The organism is Afipia clevelandensis ATCC 49720 (assembly GCF_000336555.1).
Classification (GTDB): Bacteria; Pseudomonadota; Alphaproteobacteria; order Rhizobiales; family Xanthobacteraceae; genus Afipia; species Afipia clevelandensis.
Genome location: NZ_KB375281.1, coordinates 3,797,103 through 3,816,131, shown reverse-complemented (window position 1 = coordinate 3,816,131; position 19,029 = coordinate 3,797,103). Strand labels below are relative to the sequence as shown.

Genomic DNA, 19,029 nt, shown 5'->3' with positions numbered 1-19,029 from the left:
ATTGCACTCGCGTCCGATTCCATTCATGCTCACAAATCCAATGACAGTCCATCTCGACACGCAAGCGGACCTCGATGACGCCGTTCACGCGCTGGTCCGCATCGACCCGCGTCTCGGCCCGGTGCTCGAGACCGCGGGCATGCCGTCGCTGCGCCGGCGCGAACCGGGATTCGCCGGTCTTGCGGCCATCGTCTGCGGCCAGCAGTTGTCGACCAAGGCCGCCGCGGCAATCTGGGGCCGAGTCAGCACGACCTTCGATCCGTTTCATCATGACGCGGTAAAGAAGGCGCGTGCCGACCGGCTCGGGCGTCTTGGCCTGTCGGCTGCGAAGATCAAATCGCTGAAATTCATCGCGCGTGAGTTGAGCGAGGAGCGGCTCAACCTCGACGTGCTCGCGGAGGAAGATGCCGACGCCGCGCACGCGACGCTGACACGTCTGCACGGCATCGGCCCGTGGACCGCGGACATCTATCTGCTGTTCTGTCTCGGTCATGGCGACGCATGGCCTGCGGGCGATCTTGCGATTCAGGAAGCGATGCGGATCGGGCTCGGCCTGAAATCGCGACCGACGGTGAAAGAGATGCAGCCGCTTGCAGAAGCGTGGCGGCCGTTGCGCGGCGCGGCAGCGCATTTGTGGTGGTCGTACTATCACGCGATCAAGAAACGCGAGGGCGTGATCGCAGGCGCCGCGACAGCGTCGCCCAAACCGCCTGCGAAAAAGAAAGTCGCGAAGAAAAAGCCCGCACAACCGAAATCCGTTTCAAACACCAAAGGCGTTTTAAACAAATCCCGCGTCGCAAAATCGTCAGCGAAGACGGCCAAGACTGCGTTACCAAAGACAGCAGCGAAAAAAGCGGGAGCACGGAAATGACATCCTTCACTCAGTTTGTCGTCGGACGCAACGATCTCGGCACGTGCAGGGTGATGGAGGTGCCGATGCCTGGGATCACGCAACTGCCGGAAGATGGCCTGCTGGTGAAGGTCGATCGCTTCGCGTTCACAGCCAACAACATCACCTATGCGATGCTCGGCGAGCAGTTGAAATACTGGCACCTGTTTCCCGCGCCCGAAGGTTTCGGCAACATTCCGGTCTGGGGTTTCGGGCGTGTCATCGAATCGCGCCATCCGGATATCGCCAGTGGCGAAGTCATCTTCGGCTATCTGCCGATGGCGACGCATCTGGTGATCGAGGCCGCCGACGTGAAGAAAGGCGGCTTCCGCGACGCTGCCGCGCACCGGCAGGGCGTGTCGCCGGTTTACAACGCCTATGCGCGCGTCACCGGCGATCCCGCCTTCGAGGGACGTCAGGGCGACTATCAGGCGTTGCTGCGCCCGCTGTTCATGCTCTCATTTTTGGTCGACGATTTTCTCGCCGACAAGGACTTCTTCGGCGCGCAAAGCGTGATCCTCTCCAGTGCGTCGAGCAAGACCGCGTTCGGCCTTGCGTGGCTGCTGCACACCCATCGCAAGCCGGTGCGTGTGATCGGGCTCACGTCGGGGAGCAACAAGGACTTCGTGACGTCGCTCGGCTGCTACGACGAGGTCGTCACCTACGACCAGATTGAAGCGATGCCGCAGCAAGCGGTCGCCTTTGTCGACATGGCGGGCAATCCCGACCTGCGCACCCGCCTGCACAAGCACTTCGGTGACCGGATGGTCTATAGCGGGCGGGTCGGTCTCACCCATCAAGACGCCGCGCCGGACGATGAGTCGCTGCCGGGTGCGAAACCGACATGGTTCTTCGCACCGGACCAGATTCGCAAGCGCGCCAAGGAATGGGGTCCGGGTGGAATCGACCAGCGATTCGGCGCGGTCTGGTCGGGTTTCACCGCCGCCATGGGGCCGAAGCTCGATGTGGTGGAAAGCCGGGGTTCCGATGCGGTTCAGCAGGTCTATCTCGACACGCTGAAAGGCCGCGTAAAACCGGCACAGGCGCACATGTTGTCGATGGCCGACTGAGGTACAGCGGTCACCGGCAGGTGAGCCGAAACGCTCTTCACAATCCCGTCACGCTGCCTGTAGTATGTCATCCCAAGCTGCTTCGCAGCCAATTGGGGTTGGGGCCAGGAGCGTTACTTGAACGCACATGTGTCACAAGGCGGTTGGCCGGTGCTCGTGCTGAATGCGGACTTCCGGCCGCTGAGTTACTATCCACTCTCGCTCTGGTCCTGGCAGGATGCTGTCAAGGCCGTGTTCCTCGACCGTGTCAATATCGTCGCCAATTACGATCACGCGGTTCATAGCCCCTCCTTTGAGATGAAGCTGCCGAGCGTCGTTTCGCTCAAGTCGTTCGTGCAGCCGACCACGCATCCCGCCTTCACGCGGTTCAACGTGTTCCTGCGCGACCGGTTCTCCTGTCAGTATTGCGGCTCGCCCGAGGACCTGACCTTCGATCACATCATCCCGCGCTCGCGCGGCGGCCAGACCACATGGGAAAACGTCGTGGCGGCGTGCTCGCCGTGCAACCTGCGCAAGGGCAACATGACTATGGCGCAGGCGAAGATGCATCCGCGCCAAACGCCGTTCGCGCCGACCGTGCATCAGCTTCATCGCAACGGCCGGCTGTTCCCGCCGAACTACCTGCACGAAAGCTGGCTCGACTATCTTTACTGGGACACCGAACTCGATCCGTAACAATTCGCGTTCAGGCGTTTTCGTAAAACGGATAGTCGGTGTAACCGGTCTCCGCGCCGCCATAGAAGGTCGCGCGGTTGTAAGGTGTGAGCGGCGCCTTTTGCTTCAGCCGATGCGGCAGATCCGGATTCGAGATGAAGTGCCGCCCGAATGCGATGGCGTCCGCCTTGCCCGATGCAACAGCGTCTTCCGCAGCTTCCCGGGTAAATCCGCCCGCGGTGATCAGAACGCCGGGCCATAGCGGCCGGAACAGGTCCATCGCCGACGGCACGTTCTGATGATTGACGTCGGCACGCCCTGCGCCGCTGCTGCGGGGCTCGATGAAATGCAGATAGGCAAGACCGCGCGTGCCCAGCGCCTTTACCACATGGCCATAGAGCGGCATCGGATCGGCTTCGCCGGTGTCGTTGGCGACTCCGTAAGGCGACAGGCGCACGGCTACGCGATCGGCACCCCACACCCCAATGGCGGCGTCGGTCACCTCCAGCAGCAGCCGTGCGCGATTTTCAATCGAGCCGCCGTACTGATCTGTCCGCTGGTTGATGCGCGATTGCAAAAATTGCTCCAGCAGATAGCCGTTGGCGCCATGAATCTCGACGCCGTCGAATCCCGCCTCCAGTGCGTTGCGAGCCCCTTCGCGGAAGCTCTCGACGATGCCTGCGATCTCGCTCGTTTCGAGTGCGCGCGGAGTCTCATAGGGCACCTGCTTGCCGTCCGCCGTCATGGCGGTGAAATTGCCCGAGATGGGAACGGCAGATGGCGCGACCGGAAGCGCGCCGCCGGGTTGGAATGACGAATGCGACACGCGCCCGACATGCCAGAGCTGCAGGAAGATGATTCCGCCCTTGGCGTGAACGGCGTCGGTGATCGCGCGCCAGCCTTCAATCTGTTCGCGCGAATAGATGCCCGGTGTTCTGGGATTTCCGCGTCCGGTCTGAACCACCGGCGAGGCCTCCGCGATGATCAGCCCACCTTTGGTGGCACGCTGGGAATAATACTCCACGTTCAGCCCATGCGGCGCGTTGTCGGCCTGCGCGGCCCGCATCCGGGTCAACGGCGCCATGACCACACGGTGATTGAGCTGATAGGGCCCGACCTTGAGCGGCGAATAGAGCGAAGCAGACATTGATCAAAGCCTCCGGATCGGCGTCAGGAATTCGAGGCGCACCAGATCACGCCCGCCTCCCTGTTTGAAGGCAAAGCGCACGCATGGCAGCTCTACGCGCGGCTATGCGGCAGCCATCCGCGCGGCGCGCTTGATCGCCTGCGGCGGCTGGCCGAAGGCCCGCAGGAAAGCCCGCCGCATCCGCTCCGGATCGGAGAATCCGGTTTCCCGCGCGATCACCTCGACGGGATGCTCGGCCTCTTCCATCAGGATGCGCGCGGCCTCGACACGCAGGTTCTCCACGGCCTTGGCCGGCGATTGTCCGGTTTCTGCGCGGAAGGCGCGGCTGAACTGCCGGGGACTGAGCCTGGCCGCCTCCGCAAGAATCTCCACCGACAGTTCGCGCTTCAAATTCTTCTTCGCGAAGGCGAGCGCGTCCTGAATGCGGTCGGATTTCGGCTGCAGTTCCAGCAGCGCCGAAAACTGCGACTGCCCGCCGGTTCTGCGGTGATACACCACCATCTTGCGAGCGACATCGCGGGCGATGTCGACGCCAAGATCGTCCTCAACCATCGCAAGGCAGAGGTCGATGCACGACGTCATGCCCGCGGACGTCCAGATCGGCCCGTCGACGATGTAAATCTTGTCTTCCTGCAATTTGATCTTCGGAAACCGCGCCTGCATGTCGCGTGCAAAGGCCCAGTGCGTGGTCGCGCGGCGGCCATCGAGCAGACCCGCCTCGGCCAGCACAAAGGCGCCGGTGCAGATGCTTGCTGTGCGGCGCGCTGTTTGGCTTGCCGCGTTCATATAGTCGAGCAGGCCCTGAGAAGGCGCGAGCGGCGCGATCCAACCGCTGACAATGACGGTGTCGAAACGTGCCTCGCCAAACGGCCTCGTCTCGACCGACACGCCCGACGAACTGATGACCCCGCCGCCTGTTTCAGACAACAGCTCGATCGCGTAAGCCGGCGCCTTGCCGAGCGTATTGGCGACCTCGAAAACCGTCACGGCGACCAGATCGAGAATCTGGAAGCCGGGAAACACAACGAGACCGATCCGTTTCATGACGACACCCGATTTTCGTCAATGTCCTGAAACGAGGTTTATATGACATTTAAGACATGACGGCAACCACCTAGTTTCTCCATGCAGACGGGGCTCCGCCCGCCTTACCGAACCAAGGAGAAACGACCATGTCTCAAAGCACGACCAAAGGCGTTGCCCTCGTCACCGGGTCTTCATCCGGCATCGGCGCCATTTACGCCGACCGCCTCGCCCGCCGCGGCTATGACCTGATCCTTGTCGCGCGCGACAAGGCCAAGCTGGATGCGCTTGCGGCCAGGCTGACGAAGGAAACCGGCCGCAAGGTCGAGGTGCTCCCAGCCGACCTGAACGCAAAGGCCGATGTCCGCCGCATCGAGGAGCGTCTGAAGACGGATCCAGCTATTACTGCACTGGTCAACAATGCCGGTGTCGGCTCCGCCGCTCCCCTGCTCACCTCCAAGGCCGACGACATGGATGCGATGATCCAGCTCAACGTCGTCGCGCTGACGCGGCTGGCGCTCGCGGCGGCGCCGGCCTTCGTTGCCCGCAAGACCGGACTCATCATTAACATTGCCTCCATTGTGGCGCTGGACACCGACGTACTGAACGGCACCTACAGCGGCACCAAGGCGTATGTGGTGAATTTTACCCAGGCGCTGCACAAGGAGTTCAAGGACAGCGGCGTCCGCGTGCAGGCCGTGCTCCCGGGCGCGACGGCAACGAACTTCTGGGATGTCGCCGGTGTGCCGGTCGCGCATCTTCCGCAGGGCATTGTGATGCAGGCGGACGAGATGGTGGATGCTTCGCTCGCCGGACTCGATCTCGGCGAACTCATCACCATTCCATCGCTGCCTGACGTGAAGGAATGGGAAAACTACGATGCGGCCCGGAAAGCGCTCACGCCGAAGTTGTCGCGGGCGCAAGCTGCCGACCGCTACAAGAAGAAGAGCGCTGCATAGCTTTCCGGTTCATTTGAATGAAACAAGGCCCTCGCTCACCGGCGAGGGCCTTGTCATCGCAACAACACGGTGACCGCGAGCGGCACCAGCAACGACGTCACCAGCGCGTTCAAGCCCATCGCAATGCCGGCAAACACGCCGGCGACCTCATCGACCTGAAACGCCCGGGCGGTGCCGATGCCATGCGACGCGAGCCCGACGGCAAAGCCCCGCGCGCGGAAATCCGTAATGCCCAACCGGTTCATCGTTGGTGTGACCACGATCGCGCCCATGACGCCAGTCAGTACCGTCGCGATCACCGTGATCGCCGGATTGGCCCCCAGCGTTTCGCTGATGCCCATGGCGACGCCGGCGGTGACGGATTTCGGCGCCAGCGCCAGCACGATCTCTCGCGGCAACCCGGCGGCTTCCGCGAACAGCATTACCGAGACTATCGCCGTGGCCGAGCCGACCAGCAGCGCCGCAAGCATCGGCAGGATAGCCGCCGCGACGCGGGCCCGGTTCTCATAGAGCGGCACGGCCAGCGCCACGGTCGCGGGCCCGAGCAGGAAATGCACGAACTGCGCGCCGCCAAAATAGGTCGTGTAGCTGGTGCCGGTGAGATACAGGAATAGGCCGATAACCCAGATCGAATGCAGCACCGGATTCATTAGCGGATTGCGATGCGTCGCCAGCGACAGGGCATCCGCTGCCGCATAGACCGCAAGCGTGATCGACAACCACAGCAGCGGTGTCTGGGATAGATAGACCCACAAGGCGAAGGGATTGTCCGTCATGATGGACGCTTCCCGGCCAGAAGACGATTGATGACGAGAAACGTGCCCGCCGTCACCAGCAGCGTCACCACCACCGAAGCCGCAAGGACCAGCGCGATCGTGACACCCCGCTGCGCCAGCAGATCGAGATTCTGCACCACGCCCACGCCGGCGGGCACGAACAGCAGGGACAGATGCGCCAGCATCCCTTTTGCCGTGCCTTCCACGGCATTGTCCCGCAGCGGCCCGCGCGCCAGCCCGGAGACGCGGTCGCGCAGCATCAGCAGCGCGAACAGAAGCGCCATGCCGATGACCGGCCCCGGCAACGGCCAGCGCAGCCCGCGCACGATCACTTCACCGATCAACTGACAGATCAGGATAACACTCAGGCTTGCGATCATGCGGCACTCCGGAACGACGCCGCATATCACGCGCGCCGGCACGGAGCTGTCAATCGCATCCCTTGCATGACCCGCACGTTATTGCTGCGTGCGCCGGTACAAGTTAGCGACGCTCTTCCAGATCGCATCCTTGAGTTCGTTCGCCGCGGGGCCGGACAGGACAACAGGCGGCTTGTTACGCCGCGCGCAGCCTTCCACCAGCCGCATCATCCACACCTCGCCGTCGGTGTAGTATGGGTCGCCCTCGCCGTTGCGGCCATTCAGCGTCGGACCGACACCAGCCACCGTGTATCGCGCCTCGATCATCCCCGCCGCCTGCAGATCGGTTTCGATCAGTTGCCGCTCCGCGTCGACATCGGGCGCGATATGATGTGTCACCGCGCCGGTGTAGTGGCTGAACCCGACGCCACGATCGAAGGTCGCCGCGCCGAGCCAGACCGGACGCTTCTCCTCTCCATCCTTCAATACCATCCACAGGCGGATGTGATGCCGCTGGTCGGCGCTCTTTCCGACCGGCTTTTCAAAGGCGAAATCCTCGCGGCGGCCGTCGTAATACAGCGGACTGACCGGCGCGCGTGGATAGGGCCTGTCCAGCAGCACGCTGCCCGAGATTTCCAGTGACGAGCGCAAGGTGATCGGATCGGCGGGCGTCCATCCCGCCTCGCGCATGGCGCAAAGGACATCGCTGGACGAGCCGACCAGTCCGACATTGATCGGGTCGGCGGGAATGCCCTGCGCGGTGACCGTGACCATCGGCAGGCCGTCGAGCTTTTTCTGATGTTCGTAATGCCGCCAGAATGACGGCAGCAGGATATAGGCAATGGCCCCGTAAACCACGAGGAAGAAGCCCAGCACAATCAGCGTGCGCTTCATGTTGCGCGACCATCGCCGGCGCGCGGGGCCAGCCGGACTCATGCCCGGCTGCTCAACGTCCGCACCGGTGTCAGCCCTTCAGGCGCTTGGTGCATTCGCTGTAATACCCGCCGCCCTTCTGGATCCATTTCAGCCCGCCATTGGCATTGGTGGCTTTGTTGGCGTTGTACTGATCGACGCAGGTGTGCATCCGCGCCTTGCCCGCAGTCTCCTTTGAATACTTCGGCGAAATCGCGGTTGGATACACGGCGGCGCCCGCGGCGGCCGGAGCGGCCGCCGGCTTCGGCGCTTCAGCGGCCTTCGGAGCTTCCTTCGCCGCCTTGGCGGATTCCTTGGGCGCAGCCTTCGGCGCTTCCTTGGGAGCCGCCGCCGCGGCCGGCGAGGCATCGGCGCCGCATTGCGCTTTTCGGAAATCATTCCACTTCTGATCGCCCAGCGTGCCGGCGGCCTTCGCGGCCTGATACTTCGCGCTGCATTCCTGGGCAGTCAGCGCCTGCGCAGGCATCGCGGCGAATGTGGCTGCGCCAGCCAGCAGCGCCGCACACAACAGATTGGCTCGGATTGTCATCGAACTCTCCTGATAGGGGATATCGAACGCAGCACATCCTAGCTCACGCCGGGTTGCTTTCAACGCGCCGCTCTCATGCCGATCAAAAAATAATGAGCGGCTCGCGCCGCCCGTTCACCCACGGTTCATGCTCCCGGGCAAAGGCTCGCGCTCTCTGCAACATGAGGTTCAGCCCATGACGACCCTTACTTCTCGCCTTCTGGTCACCGCCGCAACATCCTTGATGCTTGCCGGATCGGCGCTCGCGCAAACGACTACTCCCGCAACGCCGGCGACACCGAGCGCCAAGTCCGCACCTGCCAGCGCGCCTGCCAAGACCGCCCCCACCAAGGCGGAAACACCGAAAGCCGCCAAGCCCGAACGCACGGCTGTTTCGCTCGAATGCTCGAAGCAGGCAGACGCAAAGGGCCTGCACGGCAAGGAACGCAAGAAATTCCGCTCCGAGTGCAAGAAGACCGCCGGCAAGGCGAACTGACGCGCAACGAAGGGCAGGCCCTACCGGCCTGCCCTTTCTCCCGCCACGCATGGACAATGTGCGAGCCATGCTCGCGCATCGTTTGCGGCTCCTAGCGGGATTTGGGATAACGGCTTGGCCGCTTCCCGAATCCCGCCGCAATGACATCTGTCCGCCAAAAACTGTCCCACGCCTTTCGCAACATCACCGCGCGGGACATCCTGCATACGTTTGAAACGCTGCTGATCGGTCTCGCCGGCGGCGCGTTTTTCCAATGGCTGCAACTGCCCGGCGGCCTGATTTCGGGCGCGATGATCGCCGTAGGTGCCGCAGCGATTGCAGGGCGCCCGATGGGTCTGCCGCCGCTGATGGCCCATATCGTCCTCATGACGCTCGGCCTGTCGCTCGGCTCGATGGTCTCGCCGCAAATGCTGACCAACATGGCGTCTTACCCGATCAGCATCGCGATCCTCGCCGCCTCCACCTTCTGCGCCACCATGGGCAGCAGTTACTATCTGCAGCGCATTCATCGCTGGGACCGGACGTCCGCGCTGCTCGCAGGCAGTCCCGGCGCACTGTCGCAAATCATCATGCTGGCCAACGAACGGCGCGCCGATGTCGCGGGCATCGCGGTGGTGCAGACCATGCGGGTGATTATCCTGACGGCAGCGCTGCCGCTGATCCTCGCCGCCGCCGGACTGGCGCAGCATTCCGGTTCATCCATCCATGCCGCTCCGGCGACACCGCTGGCGCTCGCGCTGCTCGTGGCAGGATGCGTCGCCACCGCGCTGGCGCTGCGTCTTTTGAAATTTCCCGCAAGCTGGATGTTCGGCGCCATGCTTGGCTCCAGCATCCTGCATGGCGCAGGCACGATCGAGGGCGGCCTGCCCGCCTGGGCCTATGCCGCCGCGCTGATCGGAATCGGAGCGCTGATCGGGACGCGGTTCGCGCGGATTTCAGCCCGCACGCTGCTCAGTCACATGGCTGCGGCGCTCGGATCGTTCAGCGTTGCGATCGTGATCTCGGCGATCTTTGTCGCAATCGTCGCAATGACGACCAGCGCGCGGTTCGGCGATATCGTGGTGGCTTTCTCACCGGGCGCGATGGACGCCATGCTGGCGCTGGCGCTCACGCTGCATATCGACCCGATCTTTGTGGGCGCGCATCATCTGTCGCGCTTCGTGTTCGTCTCGATCGCGACACCGGGCATCGTTCATCTGTTCGGGCAGCCGCAGGTCGATGCCGACGACTAAAGCTCTGCGTTATCGCGCTTTCGCGATACCCCGGGCAGCGACCGCCGCCAGCGCGAGCGAGATCAGCACGTTGTAGCCAGCGAGCGACAATCCGAGAAAGCGCCACTGCACTTCATCACAACGGATCACCTTCACCTTGTTGAGACCGTCGAGCAGGTTGCCGGTGTTGCCGAAATCGACGATGGGACCGCTGCAGTCGGTCGGCCCCTGCCAGAAGCCCCATTCCACGCCGGCGTGATAGACGCCGAGCCCCGCATTGGCGAGCAATGCCAGCGCAAGGATGACGAGGCCGGTGACAAGCAAGCGGCGCGACGCCCCGCGCGAGGCGGCGAACGCTACCAGCGCCGCCAGCGGAATGGCCAAGTAATAGGCGTAGCGCTGCTCGAGACACAGCGGGCAGGGCCGGATATCGAGCACGAGCTGGAAGAACCAGGCGCCGGCGAGGGTCAGCGCGGCCACCACAGCGATCACGGCACCCGCGACACATACGGCATCTGTCGAGGTATTCGCGTGTCCGGAACTGACGATCATGCCGCTTGTCACGAGTAAAATCTCCTGTTCGGCAAGGGTCCTACCCTGCCGGGTGCGTGGTGTCGATGCATGGCCAATCACAGGCGGTTGACCGCATCATCGCGCGAGCTATATTCCGCCCGCTTCAGACCGTTCGCCCCCGGGGCGGCGGTCCTGCAGGCCCCTGTGGCGGAATTGGTAGACGCGCTCGACTCAAAATCGAGTTCCGCAAGGAGTGCTGGTTCGATTCCGGCCAGGGGCACCAGACCTCCGTTTCAGAGTGTCTGCTCGCGTATCTGCTAGATTATATTTAAAAGAAATCCCATATATTAGAATTACATAGAGGTCTCCCGGTGTCTTCCGGCGCTTCTTCCTATCGACGTGAAAAGTAGATAGATTTGTGGGTATTTTAAAATTTGTTGAACCTCGAGCCAGTCAATGTCCGCTTTGAAAGATGTCGATTTTCGCCACGCCGAAATCCGAGAGAAGCCATACAAAATCTTCGATGGCGGCGGATTGCATCTTTACGTGACTCCGCAAGGATCGCGCTTATGGCGACTTGCCTATCGCTTCAACCGAAAGCAGAAACTTCTCTCGTTGGGCGCGTATCCGGTGGTGTCGCTCGCAGACGCGCGACAAGCACGAATTCAAGCCAAGCGGTTTCTATCTCAAGGTCAGGACCCCTCGGAAGTTCGACGAGAAGAGCGAGAAACAAAGAGAATTGCTGCGAGCAACGATTTCAGTTCGATAGCGAAGGAATGTCTTCAGAAATGGAAGGCTGAAGGCCAGGCCGAAGCAACGCTCGTCAAGAAGGAATGGTTGCTCGATTTTGTCATCAGGGACCTGGGGCACCGCCCCATCGCAGAGATCACCGCAAGAGAATTGCTTGCTGTTCTGAAGAAGATCGAGTCCACAGGCCGTTACGAAACAGCATCCCGAGTAAGAAGTACGGTGGGCGCAGTATTTCGATACGCCATCGCTTCAGCCCGTGCGGAAAGGGACGTGTCAGCCGACCTGCGCGATGCATTAACCACTCCAAAGGTGCGTCATCATCCAGGCATCACAGATCCGCATGCAATCGGCGGCTTACTTAGAGCGATCGACGGGTTTGACGGACATTCAGTGACGCGTATCGCGCTCAAGCTCGCGCCACTTCTTTTTCTGCGCCCAGGCGAATTGCGAAGCCTCGAATGGTCAGAGATCGACGTTTCTGCAAAATTGATCCGGGTAAGCGCAAACAAAACCAAGCTGCGAAGAGACCATATCTGCCCGCTTTCACGACAGGCAATGAAACTTATTGAAGAAATACGCGAGATCAGCGGTGAGTCTCGATACCTTTTCCCCTCTCTGCGCTCGTGGCACCGACCAATGTCAGAAAATACGCTCAACGGCGCGCTTCGTCGCTTGGGGTATTCCGGAGATGAGATGACTGCCCATGGCTTTCGATCTATGGCTTCAACCCGGCTCAACGAGAGCGGAAAATTCGCGCCCGATGTAATCGAGCGGCAACTTGCTCACATTGAGCAGAATGAAGTTCGACGCGCATATAACGCTGCACAACACATGCCCGAGCGCGTTCTAATGATGCAGTACTGGGCCGATTATTTGGACGATCTTCGTCAACAAGACCTTCGGAAAAAATGAATCAAAAACAGAAAAAGCTGCTCGCCGATCAGGAGGCGGTTACCGGGCTTCGTCGAGATCTCAATGGTCTTGCGCGAACACGCACGTCTTCAAATCAAAAATCGCCGGGACTAATCGAGGAAATTCTGCCTGCCCTCACCGCACTCAGTTGTTTCTTGTCCGACATACGTCTTTCCCCAGCCGCAGCGCTTCCCTTCGAATACCTGCTTTCTGCGGTGAAGTCCGCTCAGGTCGGAAATCCGCATCCACTATTCAAAATCTCAAATCGCAAAGCCGCATCGCGGGACCTCGAGATTGATGCTTTGCGCGAGCACATCGTCCATCTCGTGGTGGTTACGACTTCCCCAGATAAGGACGTACCGACACGTTACGACGCGGGTATTCAAGAGGTCTATGGAGTCCTCAGAAATGAGATCGAGAGTATCAAGATGCACTCGCGGTCTCGCAACAGAAAGACCGCGACGCCCCAAAAGCCATGGCAAGCTGTACGGCGCTGGCTTGAGGAAAGCATCCCAACTTCGGAGGAGATCAGACAAATCGGGGAATCAGTTGATCGACCATTGAGCAGACCTGAATCGCAAAGGATTGCAAGCCCACTTCCCAAGGATAAGCAGCGGTCAGGTGATGATCGCCGGAAAGCTCGTCGAGCAGTTTTGTGGCTTGGCACGCTCGAAGATCGAAAAGCGTATCGTTCCCTCTCACTAAGACGCCGAGAGAAGTGGTTTAAGGACCAGGTCGAGTTTATCCGGGAGGAGTTCGACGCGGTCCTGTCTGCTCGTTAAGAACTGGTGCAGGAATTTCATACATCTCTGCATTAGGATACCTCACGGCGCCAGCATAGCTCCCAGGGTGCGGCCACGTGGTCGCTTAACCGAAGGAGAAATGACTGATGCTTGAGGATAGTTTCGAGACTAGTGACCCGAGGCGGGACCCCGATCCTGACACGGCCTTGATCACCACGCCGCCGTTGCAGAAAAAAGCCTACCGGATCTCCGAGTTCTGCAAAGTTTTCGGCGTAAGCCGAAGTCACGTTTACAATGAGATAAAGGCGGGTCGACTCAAGTCTCGAAAGAAGCGGGGCTGCCGACTCATTGGTGTGCACGACGCAGATGATTGGTTTCACCGCGAGTAGAACTTCGGCTGTCTGACAAGCCCCGTGGGCAATTCGCCCACGGGCTCGCTCTAATAAGCCGGGTTATTCACACCCACACCTACACCCACACCAGTTCAAAGGAACGTTCATTGCGAACGAGCGATACCGCATGCCTGATTCAAACCCAACCTCACTGTCCATTTTGAAACTCGACAAGCTCTCGGTTACGAGGCCAGAGTCTGATTCCGTTGAAGTCCAGAGCAACGTTCGTTCGTTCCAGGACCACTGCACCAAGCTGGGCATCCCCTATGCCTCCACTTCCCGTTACGCGGTTCAAGCTGCCGTCCCGATTCGAACTGGCTCTGGCATCGAGAAGTGCACCATTCAGCTTGGTGCCTGGGAAAAGGGAACGAACGCCTACCGCATCGAGTGCAACCCGGCGAAACTCGGGCCCGTAGGCCGTGAGGAGCTCGACACATTATTACTGTCCATCGCGGGCGTGGATTTCCGCGAGTTCGTCGCGACCGGCAAGGTCACCCGCGCCGATGTGGCCGTGGACTTGCCTGACATCCTCGCCGACGACGTAATCGTCCGCAGCTCGCACATGCGCAAGCACGGCATCTACTCCAGCCAGCTTGGCGTGCCCGAGACCGTCTATATCGGCAAAGACAACATCGCAGTCTATGACAAGGGAACCCAGGCGAACGATGGAATCACGCGCCTCCGTGTCGAGCGTCGTTTGAAGCCGAACTGCCTTGGCCATGATCTTCCGAACATCGCGAATCCATTCGAGAAGATCCGTGTCACCCCGACATCGGTTCTGAAGCCAATGTTACCGGATATGGCGGACGCCCTCTTGGACAGCATGCGTGTGCGCGGCATCAAGCGCGTCATTGCGAACTTCGCCCGTCAGGATCGCCTGCGCATCGAACGTGTTGTTGATGACGAAGCCAACAATCTGTTGCCCGCATCGCTCTGGGACTCTTGGCCATCATGTCTCGCTGACGCAGGCATCGCGAACCCGGTGACCGAACACGCCGCACAGGACACTCTCCCATGAGCCTTCCTGAAAATATTTCGGAGTGAAGAAACACCCAGAAACACCGGTGGACATAGTGGCCGATCGCTCGGACTTGCGCGTGACCGGCACCGCACCATGTTCGCTTCACGACCTTCGCGAAGCTTTACGCGTGGGCATAACACCGAACAAGAACGGCATTTAACTCATGAAATTTTACGGAACTCATTCTGACCTCAAGGACATTGTTGCTGGCCTCGGCATTCCTGGCACGTGGAGCGGCACGAACCCCCACGAATACATTTTGATCGACAAGTCAGCCAAGCTTCGCTGGTGGCCTTCGACCGGAACGATTTTCATCGACGGCAAGCAAGCCGAGCGCGACGCCTTCAGGGAAATCGTCTCGGCAGTAATTCCGTCGGTCGCAGCGGCATTGAAGGCGAATGCGCCGAAAGGTCCCGCGCATGAAGAATAAGAACACAACAAAAGCGCCAGGCGGCATCAAGCGGGCGAAGGCTCTCGCGAAAGCGGCCAGAAAGGTCGTCAAGGTAGTAGGTGCGAAGAAGAAGTCGGTGACAACGAAGGCTCTAACCGTTCGCGATTCGCTCGTCGGCGATGTGACCGCTGACTATCTCTACAAGAAGTACGTCTTGGAACCTCGCGTCGACTTCACCACTGCGGGCATTCCCGGCGCCATTTTATATGCCGCCGACGCAGCGAAGCTTGGAGAGCGCAAGGTCGTGCTGATCGGACCGGAGGACATCGGCCTCGACATCGCAGCCGAAAAACTGGCCGACCGGCTAAAGGTGAGTTCTTATATTCTCAAGCGCAACGCAGACGACGCAGCGCACAAACGCTGGGCCGAAAAGCTCGACGCGGCAGAAGGATTCGTGGCCGTTTGCCATCTCGAACGCCACGCGGCAGTCGATGCTTGCAGCGGTGCGAAGACTTACAGAATCGACCTTCAGCGAGATGATCACCGCAAGGCGGTACATCAGTCTATGGAACTCTTCGCTGAGCATTTGCTGCGAGCTGAGAACATCCCGTTCATACGCGGCGAGGTGCAGAGCATGATTGGCCCTGTCTTCCCTTCGCTGACCGCTGTTCTCACAATTCTCGCGAGTTATATAACGCGTAAGCGCCAGGAGGCGGCGGATTCCAACGTCTCGGCAAAGACGCGTGACGATGCCGCATCGGCAGACGACGGGTCGCCTCCTGCCGAAGTTGCGAAGCCGACACGCAACTCCAATGAAACCGGCGAGCTGCTTTCACTGATCAGCGAAACTTTCGACCGCCATGCAGTTTTGCAGAAAGGCTACAGTTCCATTTTGGCCCTTGTGGTGCTGCATTTCTGGGCGTTCGAGGCGGCCCAGACATCGCCGATACCGGTGCTCCAATCATTCGTGCCTGAATGCGGAAAGTCGACGGTTCTTGAACTCATCACGAAGCTGAGCCCACGCCCAAAGCCTACGTTCGGCTTAACGGGACCGACGTTATTTGAGCTCGCAAATGCAGGCCACACGTTGCTTTTCGACGAGGGCGACATGTTCTTGAGCAACAAGAACGACCTGATTGCGCTCTTCAATGTCGGCTTTAAGCGTAACGGCCCACTCATTCGCCGCGCTGGCGGTAAGGAGTATCGCGCTTGGTGTCCGAAGGTCATAGCAAAAATCGGCAAGATAGAGCCGGAAGCCCTTGCCACCCGTTGCATCGTTTTCCGCATGCACCGAAAGCTTGCCGAAGAAATCTGCGAACCTTTGCGCAACAAGCACGACGTCGAGTTGAAGGCTCTCGCCCAGCGCTGTGAAGCCTGGGCTCGCGAGGCCGTCGAGCGCTTGCGTGGCGCTGAGCCGCAAATGCCGCCGGGATTCACATCCCGCCGTGCAGACAAATGGGAGCCCATTCTCGCCATTGCAGAAGATGCCGGTCAGGAGTGGACCCAACATGTCCACGCAGTGGCGCAAGCGATCGAGGCGATCGACAAAGAAGAGCCGTCGATCCAGGAACTGCTGATTATCGACATCAAGCGCGTTTTCGATATCACGGGCTTGGATGCTATGGGATCGGCCGGTTTGGTCGGCTTTCTCAAACAAATGGCGGAACGTCCCTGGAGCGAGTGGGGATCGAATGGCCAACGCCGTCTTGCCGAGCTTCTGAGGAACGAACACGGAATCCACGTCAAGAACGTCCGGACGCCGCTCCAAACCAAGGGCTACGAGCGTGCCCAGTTCAAGGAATTGTTCAAACGCTATGGACAGAAACCCGATCAGTGGTGGGATGGCTGGTAACAGGAGGCGCGAGTGATGTTTCAAAACGATCAGTGGGCCGTGACCGTACATGGCCTCGAATCGCGCCCGCCTCTGCCGCCGTACCGCATCTTGGCAAGCGAGCTTCTGTCGACCCGTGATGATGGCGACGGCCGTTATTACGAGTGGCCAGTCGACATCGCGCTCAAGACATGGGTCGAAATTGACAGCTTCCTTGAAGCGTTCATCCAGGCGGTCTTGGCGCACCATGAGCTGTTGCCGGAAGAATACGACACCGTTCTAGCGCGAACACTGGCAAAAGCGCGTTCGCAAGCGCTAGGGCAGCCCTTTGTTCAACGCAGCCCCTCATCGAAGGGTACGTTCCCGTAGTCATAATTTGGGACGGGTGGGACGGCTGGGACGGCTCTACAGCGCCCTTCTGCCCCCGGCCCCCCGTCCTGGGCAAGTTTGGCGCATGACGGCTTCCAAGGTCCGGAAAATGCCGCCGCCGCTTGCCCGGATGAAGAACTCTACCTGAAGGTTGACGATCGAACCTTCGTTGTCGGCTGCCAGGCGAAAGTCGCCCCGATAACGTGGCGAATGCACGCCGAGAAACCGGGACATGCACGGGATGCCCTTCGTCGTCCAGTGCAGCACGTCTGGCGTCCAGCACCGCCTCGGCCTGTTCCAGCGCAATGGCGTACCGGGCCTTCCGGACCCCTTGCCGAGCCAATAGCAGCCCCAGACGACGGTAGCCGAAGCGGCGCCGTTGCGAGGCCAATTCCTTCAACCTGCCTTTACGCATTGTCCGTCTCCTCGGTGGAGAACAGAACCCTAACTCAAAACCGGGGGCATTTCAGGGGAGCAGGTCACGGCGAGTATCCATACGAAGAGCGGCACAAAATTAATCCTCATGTCCGCCCTGGATCAGCACGCACGCGTGGCTTTCGCGGAAACAAATACGGCCCAGCTTCACCGGTACGGCAGTTCACGATGCAACAGTGCGCTGAATATGAACTCAAGATGCGTGAAGAGGGTCGCTTGAAATAGAACCAATCAGAGCGGCGATGCTTGGTTTGATTTTGACTCTGGTGGATAGGGTCTGAATTCAAAATTGACGCCACGATCGCCGCTCGCTCGCCATTTAAACAAGGGGGACTGGATCGTGATCAATTTCGAAAGCGCCGCTTTTCGTTTAGCTCGATTCTTCCAAAGATGTCCTGGTGTCGGGACACGAGTGGAATAACGTCACCCATCTGAACCGCAAAGAGCTTCGGTGAAATTCCGCTGATAGTCACGTCGACTGTTCCAGATTGCACCGCTTGTTCGGCCACGGAGTAATGTTTCGGAAGGAATGACTTGATCTGCTCTGCAGTCGCGTTTTCAACCTGCATTCCAAGGGAAAGGAGGCCGAACCATCTACCCGAGACAAACTGGGTCGCGCGAAGATTAGATAGAGCTTTTTGCAAGCAGTAATTCGGGATACTGGCGATCGCGTTAATCATTAACGGTTCCGCCTCTGTCACCTCACGGTATACTTCACTCGCTCGGAAAGTGACTCGATGTTGCTTCAAAATTGCTACCAATTCAGCCGATTTAGGATTTTCGGCGAAGAAGGCTTGAATCATTCGCTCTGTCGTCGATTTTACGACAGCCTGAACGCGATAGTTTTTGGTTTTGTTTTTCCCAGAGCCATTACAAACAAGGCTATCCGGATAGCCAATCATCGAAGCCTTTGGCGCGATGATCGCTCCGACTTGTGGCGCATCGGCATCATTTGTCCTGCAAGAGGTGCGGTCGCATGAGGCGTCGAAATAGCGAGCTAAAAATATTGAATCTCCTGCTTCTGCAGCAGCGCTGCTGGTCGGAAGATCGCCTGCAAAGGATTCCAGCGGTAGAAGGAAGGCAAAAGTAAGAGAAAAAAGAAAGCGGAATGCTTTTATGAACGCGGACATTATCCTTCGTTCTCTCATCATAGACGCGTTCACCGGTCGACTAACCTTTCATTTGCTACAGCCTATATGCGGAAAGCGGCTTTGTTTCGACGGCAAATATTACACTGCGTCCATCGAATGACGACCTAATCGACTTTTGCACCTTGTCTTTCCAGTTGCCTCCCAATGCAACACCAATCGCATCGTCGAGCCGAACGAACGACCGAACGCGACCAACATATACCTTCTGAATCACAACCGCTGAGTTCGGCGATTCAATCGGATCGCACGTCCTTGCCACCGTTCGGAGCGATCTCAAGGCAGCTGCCATTTGTTCCGGACTGCCTTCATATGTTCGTATACGATCAATATTAAATTCGACGTGTCGGATATAAGCGATCACGTTGTCGGGGAGCTCCGTTAGCCCTCCCTGATTCCGGAACTGCTGAAGCGCAATCTGATCTGCAAACGGCAAACCCACTGCGCCGCCAAAGCTGTAGACGAGTTTTACGGGCGCCAATCGAGACCTAAGCACAGA

21 protein-coding genes and 1 tRNA gene are annotated in these 19,029 nt (G+C 59.7%); 14 read left to right on the top strand and 8 right to left on the bottom strand.

The genetic code is table 11. From position 1 onward, the window contains the following. The first annotated feature begins 40 nt into the window (after positions 1-40). The 3 genes from HMPREF9696_RS18275 (at position 41) to HMPREF9696_RS18265 (ending at position 2,634) form a co-directional block, all read left to right on the top strand. Entirely contained in the window at positions 41-871 is an 831-nt protein-coding gene (locus tag HMPREF9696_RS18275) for a DNA-3-methyladenine glycosylase family protein (RefSeq protein ID WP_040302170.1), read from the top strand. Next, a complete protein-coding gene (locus HMPREF9696_RS18270; protein ID WP_002714532.1) occupies positions 868-1,959 on the top strand; it encodes a DUF2855 family protein in 1,092 nt (363 codons plus the stop codon). Before HMPREF9696_RS18275 ends, HMPREF9696_RS18270 begins: the two co-directional genes overlap by 4 nt. 117 nt (positions 1,960-2,076) lie before the next feature. Further along, positions 2,077-2,634 (top strand): HNH endonuclease, encoded by a 558-nt coding sequence (locus HMPREF9696_RS18265; RefSeq protein WP_002714531.1) that lies wholly within the window; start codon positions 2,077-2,079, stop codon positions 2,632-2,634. Between the two features lie 10 nt (positions 2,635-2,644). On the opposite strand, the gene HMPREF9696_RS18260 is transcribed toward HMPREF9696_RS18265, so the two are convergent. Continuing rightward, positions 2,645-3,760: an alkene reductase gene (locus HMPREF9696_RS18260; RefSeq protein WP_002714530.1), complete on the bottom strand. Its 1,116-nt coding sequence runs from the start codon at positions 3,758-3,760 to the stop codon at positions 2,645-2,647. A gap of 102 nt (positions 3,761-3,862) precedes the next feature. After that, positions 3,863-4,804, bottom strand: coding sequence for a GlxA family transcriptional regulator (locus tag HMPREF9696_RS18255; protein WP_002714529.1), 942 nt, complete (start codon positions 4,802-4,804; stop codon positions 3,863-3,865). A gap of 128 nt (positions 4,805-4,932) precedes the next feature. Here HMPREF9696_RS18255 and HMPREF9696_RS18250 point away from each other — a divergent pair, with 128 nt between their 5' ends. Further along, positions 4,933-5,742, top strand: coding sequence for an SDR family NAD(P)-dependent oxidoreductase (locus HMPREF9696_RS18250; protein ID WP_002714528.1), 810 nt, complete (start codon positions 4,933-4,935; stop codon positions 5,740-5,742). 53 nt (positions 5,743-5,795) lie between these two features. Here the strand turns inward: HMPREF9696_RS18250 and HMPREF9696_RS18245 are convergent, their stop codons facing one another. From HMPREF9696_RS18245 to HMPREF9696_RS18230, 4 genes are all read right to left on the bottom strand, one after another. Then, positions 5,796-6,518: an LrgB family protein gene (locus HMPREF9696_RS18245; protein WP_002714527.1), complete on the bottom strand. Its 723-nt coding sequence runs from the start codon at positions 6,516-6,518 to the stop codon at positions 5,796-5,798. Continuing rightward, positions 6,515-6,898, bottom strand: coding sequence for a CidA/LrgA family protein (locus HMPREF9696_RS18240; protein ID WP_002714526.1), 384 nt, complete (start codon positions 6,896-6,898; stop codon positions 6,515-6,517). Before HMPREF9696_RS18240 ends, HMPREF9696_RS18245 begins: the two co-directional genes overlap by 4 nt. Before the next feature lie 78 nt (positions 6,899-6,976). After that, positions 6,977-7,771 (bottom strand): LssY C-terminal domain-containing protein, encoded by a 795-nt coding sequence (locus HMPREF9696_RS18235; protein ID WP_051053268.1) that lies wholly within the window; start codon positions 7,769-7,771, stop codon positions 6,977-6,979. A gap of 70 nt (positions 7,772-7,841) precedes the next feature. Next, a complete protein-coding gene (locus tag HMPREF9696_RS18230; RefSeq protein ID WP_002714524.1) occupies positions 7,842-8,339 on the bottom strand; it encodes a hypothetical protein in 498 nt (165 codons plus the stop codon). Between the two features lie 175 nt (positions 8,340-8,514). Here HMPREF9696_RS18230 and HMPREF9696_RS18225 point away from each other — a divergent pair, with 175 nt between their 5' ends. Both HMPREF9696_RS18225 and HMPREF9696_RS18220 read left to right on the top strand, forming a co-directional pair. After that, entirely contained in the window at positions 8,515-8,814 is a 300-nt protein-coding gene (locus HMPREF9696_RS18225; RefSeq protein WP_002714523.1) for a PsiF family protein, read from the top strand. Between the two features lie 140 nt (positions 8,815-8,954). Next, the gene (locus tag HMPREF9696_RS18220; protein ID WP_002714522.1) at positions 8,955-10,046 is read left to right on the top strand and encodes an AbrB family transcriptional regulator; all 1,092 of its coding nucleotides are present in this window, start codon (positions 8,955-8,957) and stop codon (positions 10,044-10,046) included. A gap of 9 nt (positions 10,047-10,055) precedes the next feature. Here HMPREF9696_RS18220 and HMPREF9696_RS18215 read toward each other — a convergent pair whose 3' ends face one another. Next, entirely contained in the window at positions 10,056-10,589 is a 534-nt protein-coding gene (locus HMPREF9696_RS18215; RefSeq protein WP_002714521.1) for a disulfide bond formation protein B, read from the bottom strand. A 147-nt stretch (positions 10,590-10,736) separates the two neighbouring features. Here HMPREF9696_RS18215 and HMPREF9696_RS18210 point away from each other — a divergent pair. From HMPREF9696_RS18210 to HMPREF9696_RS18175, 8 genes are all read left to right on the top strand, one after another. Beyond that, positions 10,737-10,821: transfer RNA gene (locus tag HMPREF9696_RS18210), tRNA-Leu, on the top strand. A gap of 173 nt (positions 10,822-10,994) precedes the next feature. Next, entirely contained in the window at positions 10,995-12,200 is a 1,206-nt protein-coding gene (locus HMPREF9696_RS18205; RefSeq protein WP_002714520.1) for a tyrosine-type recombinase/integrase, read from the top strand. Further along, positions 12,197-12,982, top strand: a complete 786-nt coding sequence (locus HMPREF9696_RS18200; RefSeq protein WP_002714519.1) for a hypothetical protein — start codon at positions 12,197-12,199, stop codon at positions 12,980-12,982. Before HMPREF9696_RS18205 ends, HMPREF9696_RS18200 begins: the two co-directional genes overlap by 4 nt. Positions 12,983-13,089: 107 nt before the next feature. Next, positions 13,090-13,332: a helix-turn-helix domain-containing protein gene (locus HMPREF9696_RS22150; RefSeq protein WP_002714518.1), complete on the top strand. Its 243-nt coding sequence runs from the start codon at positions 13,090-13,092 to the stop codon at positions 13,330-13,332. Positions 13,333-13,462: 130 nt separating this feature from the next. Then, a complete protein-coding gene (locus HMPREF9696_RS21710) occupies positions 13,463-14,353 on the top strand; it encodes a hypothetical protein (RefSeq protein WP_002714517.1) in 891 nt (296 codons plus the stop codon). Positions 14,354-14,519: 166 nt separating this feature from the next. Then, the gene (locus HMPREF9696_RS18185; RefSeq protein ID WP_002714516.1) at positions 14,520-14,786 is read left to right on the top strand and encodes a hypothetical protein; all 267 of its coding nucleotides are present in this window, start codon (positions 14,520-14,522) and stop codon (positions 14,784-14,786) included. Continuing rightward, positions 14,776-16,599, top strand: a complete 1,824-nt coding sequence (locus HMPREF9696_RS18180; RefSeq protein ID WP_002714515.1) for a DUF3631 domain-containing protein — start codon at positions 14,776-14,778, stop codon at positions 16,597-16,599. Before HMPREF9696_RS18185 ends, HMPREF9696_RS18180 begins: the two co-directional genes overlap by 11 nt. Before the next feature lie 15 nt (positions 16,600-16,614). Beyond that, positions 16,615-16,947, top strand: coding sequence for a hypothetical protein (locus HMPREF9696_RS18175; RefSeq protein ID WP_002714514.1), 333 nt, complete (start codon positions 16,615-16,617; stop codon positions 16,945-16,947). A 779-nt stretch (positions 16,948-17,726) separates the two neighbouring features. Here the strand turns inward: HMPREF9696_RS18175 and HMPREF9696_RS21705 are convergent. Further along, entirely contained in the window at positions 17,727-18,512 is a 786-nt protein-coding gene (locus HMPREF9696_RS21705; protein ID WP_002714512.1) for a hypothetical protein, read from the bottom strand. Between the last annotated feature and the right edge of the window lie 517 nt (positions 18,513-19,029).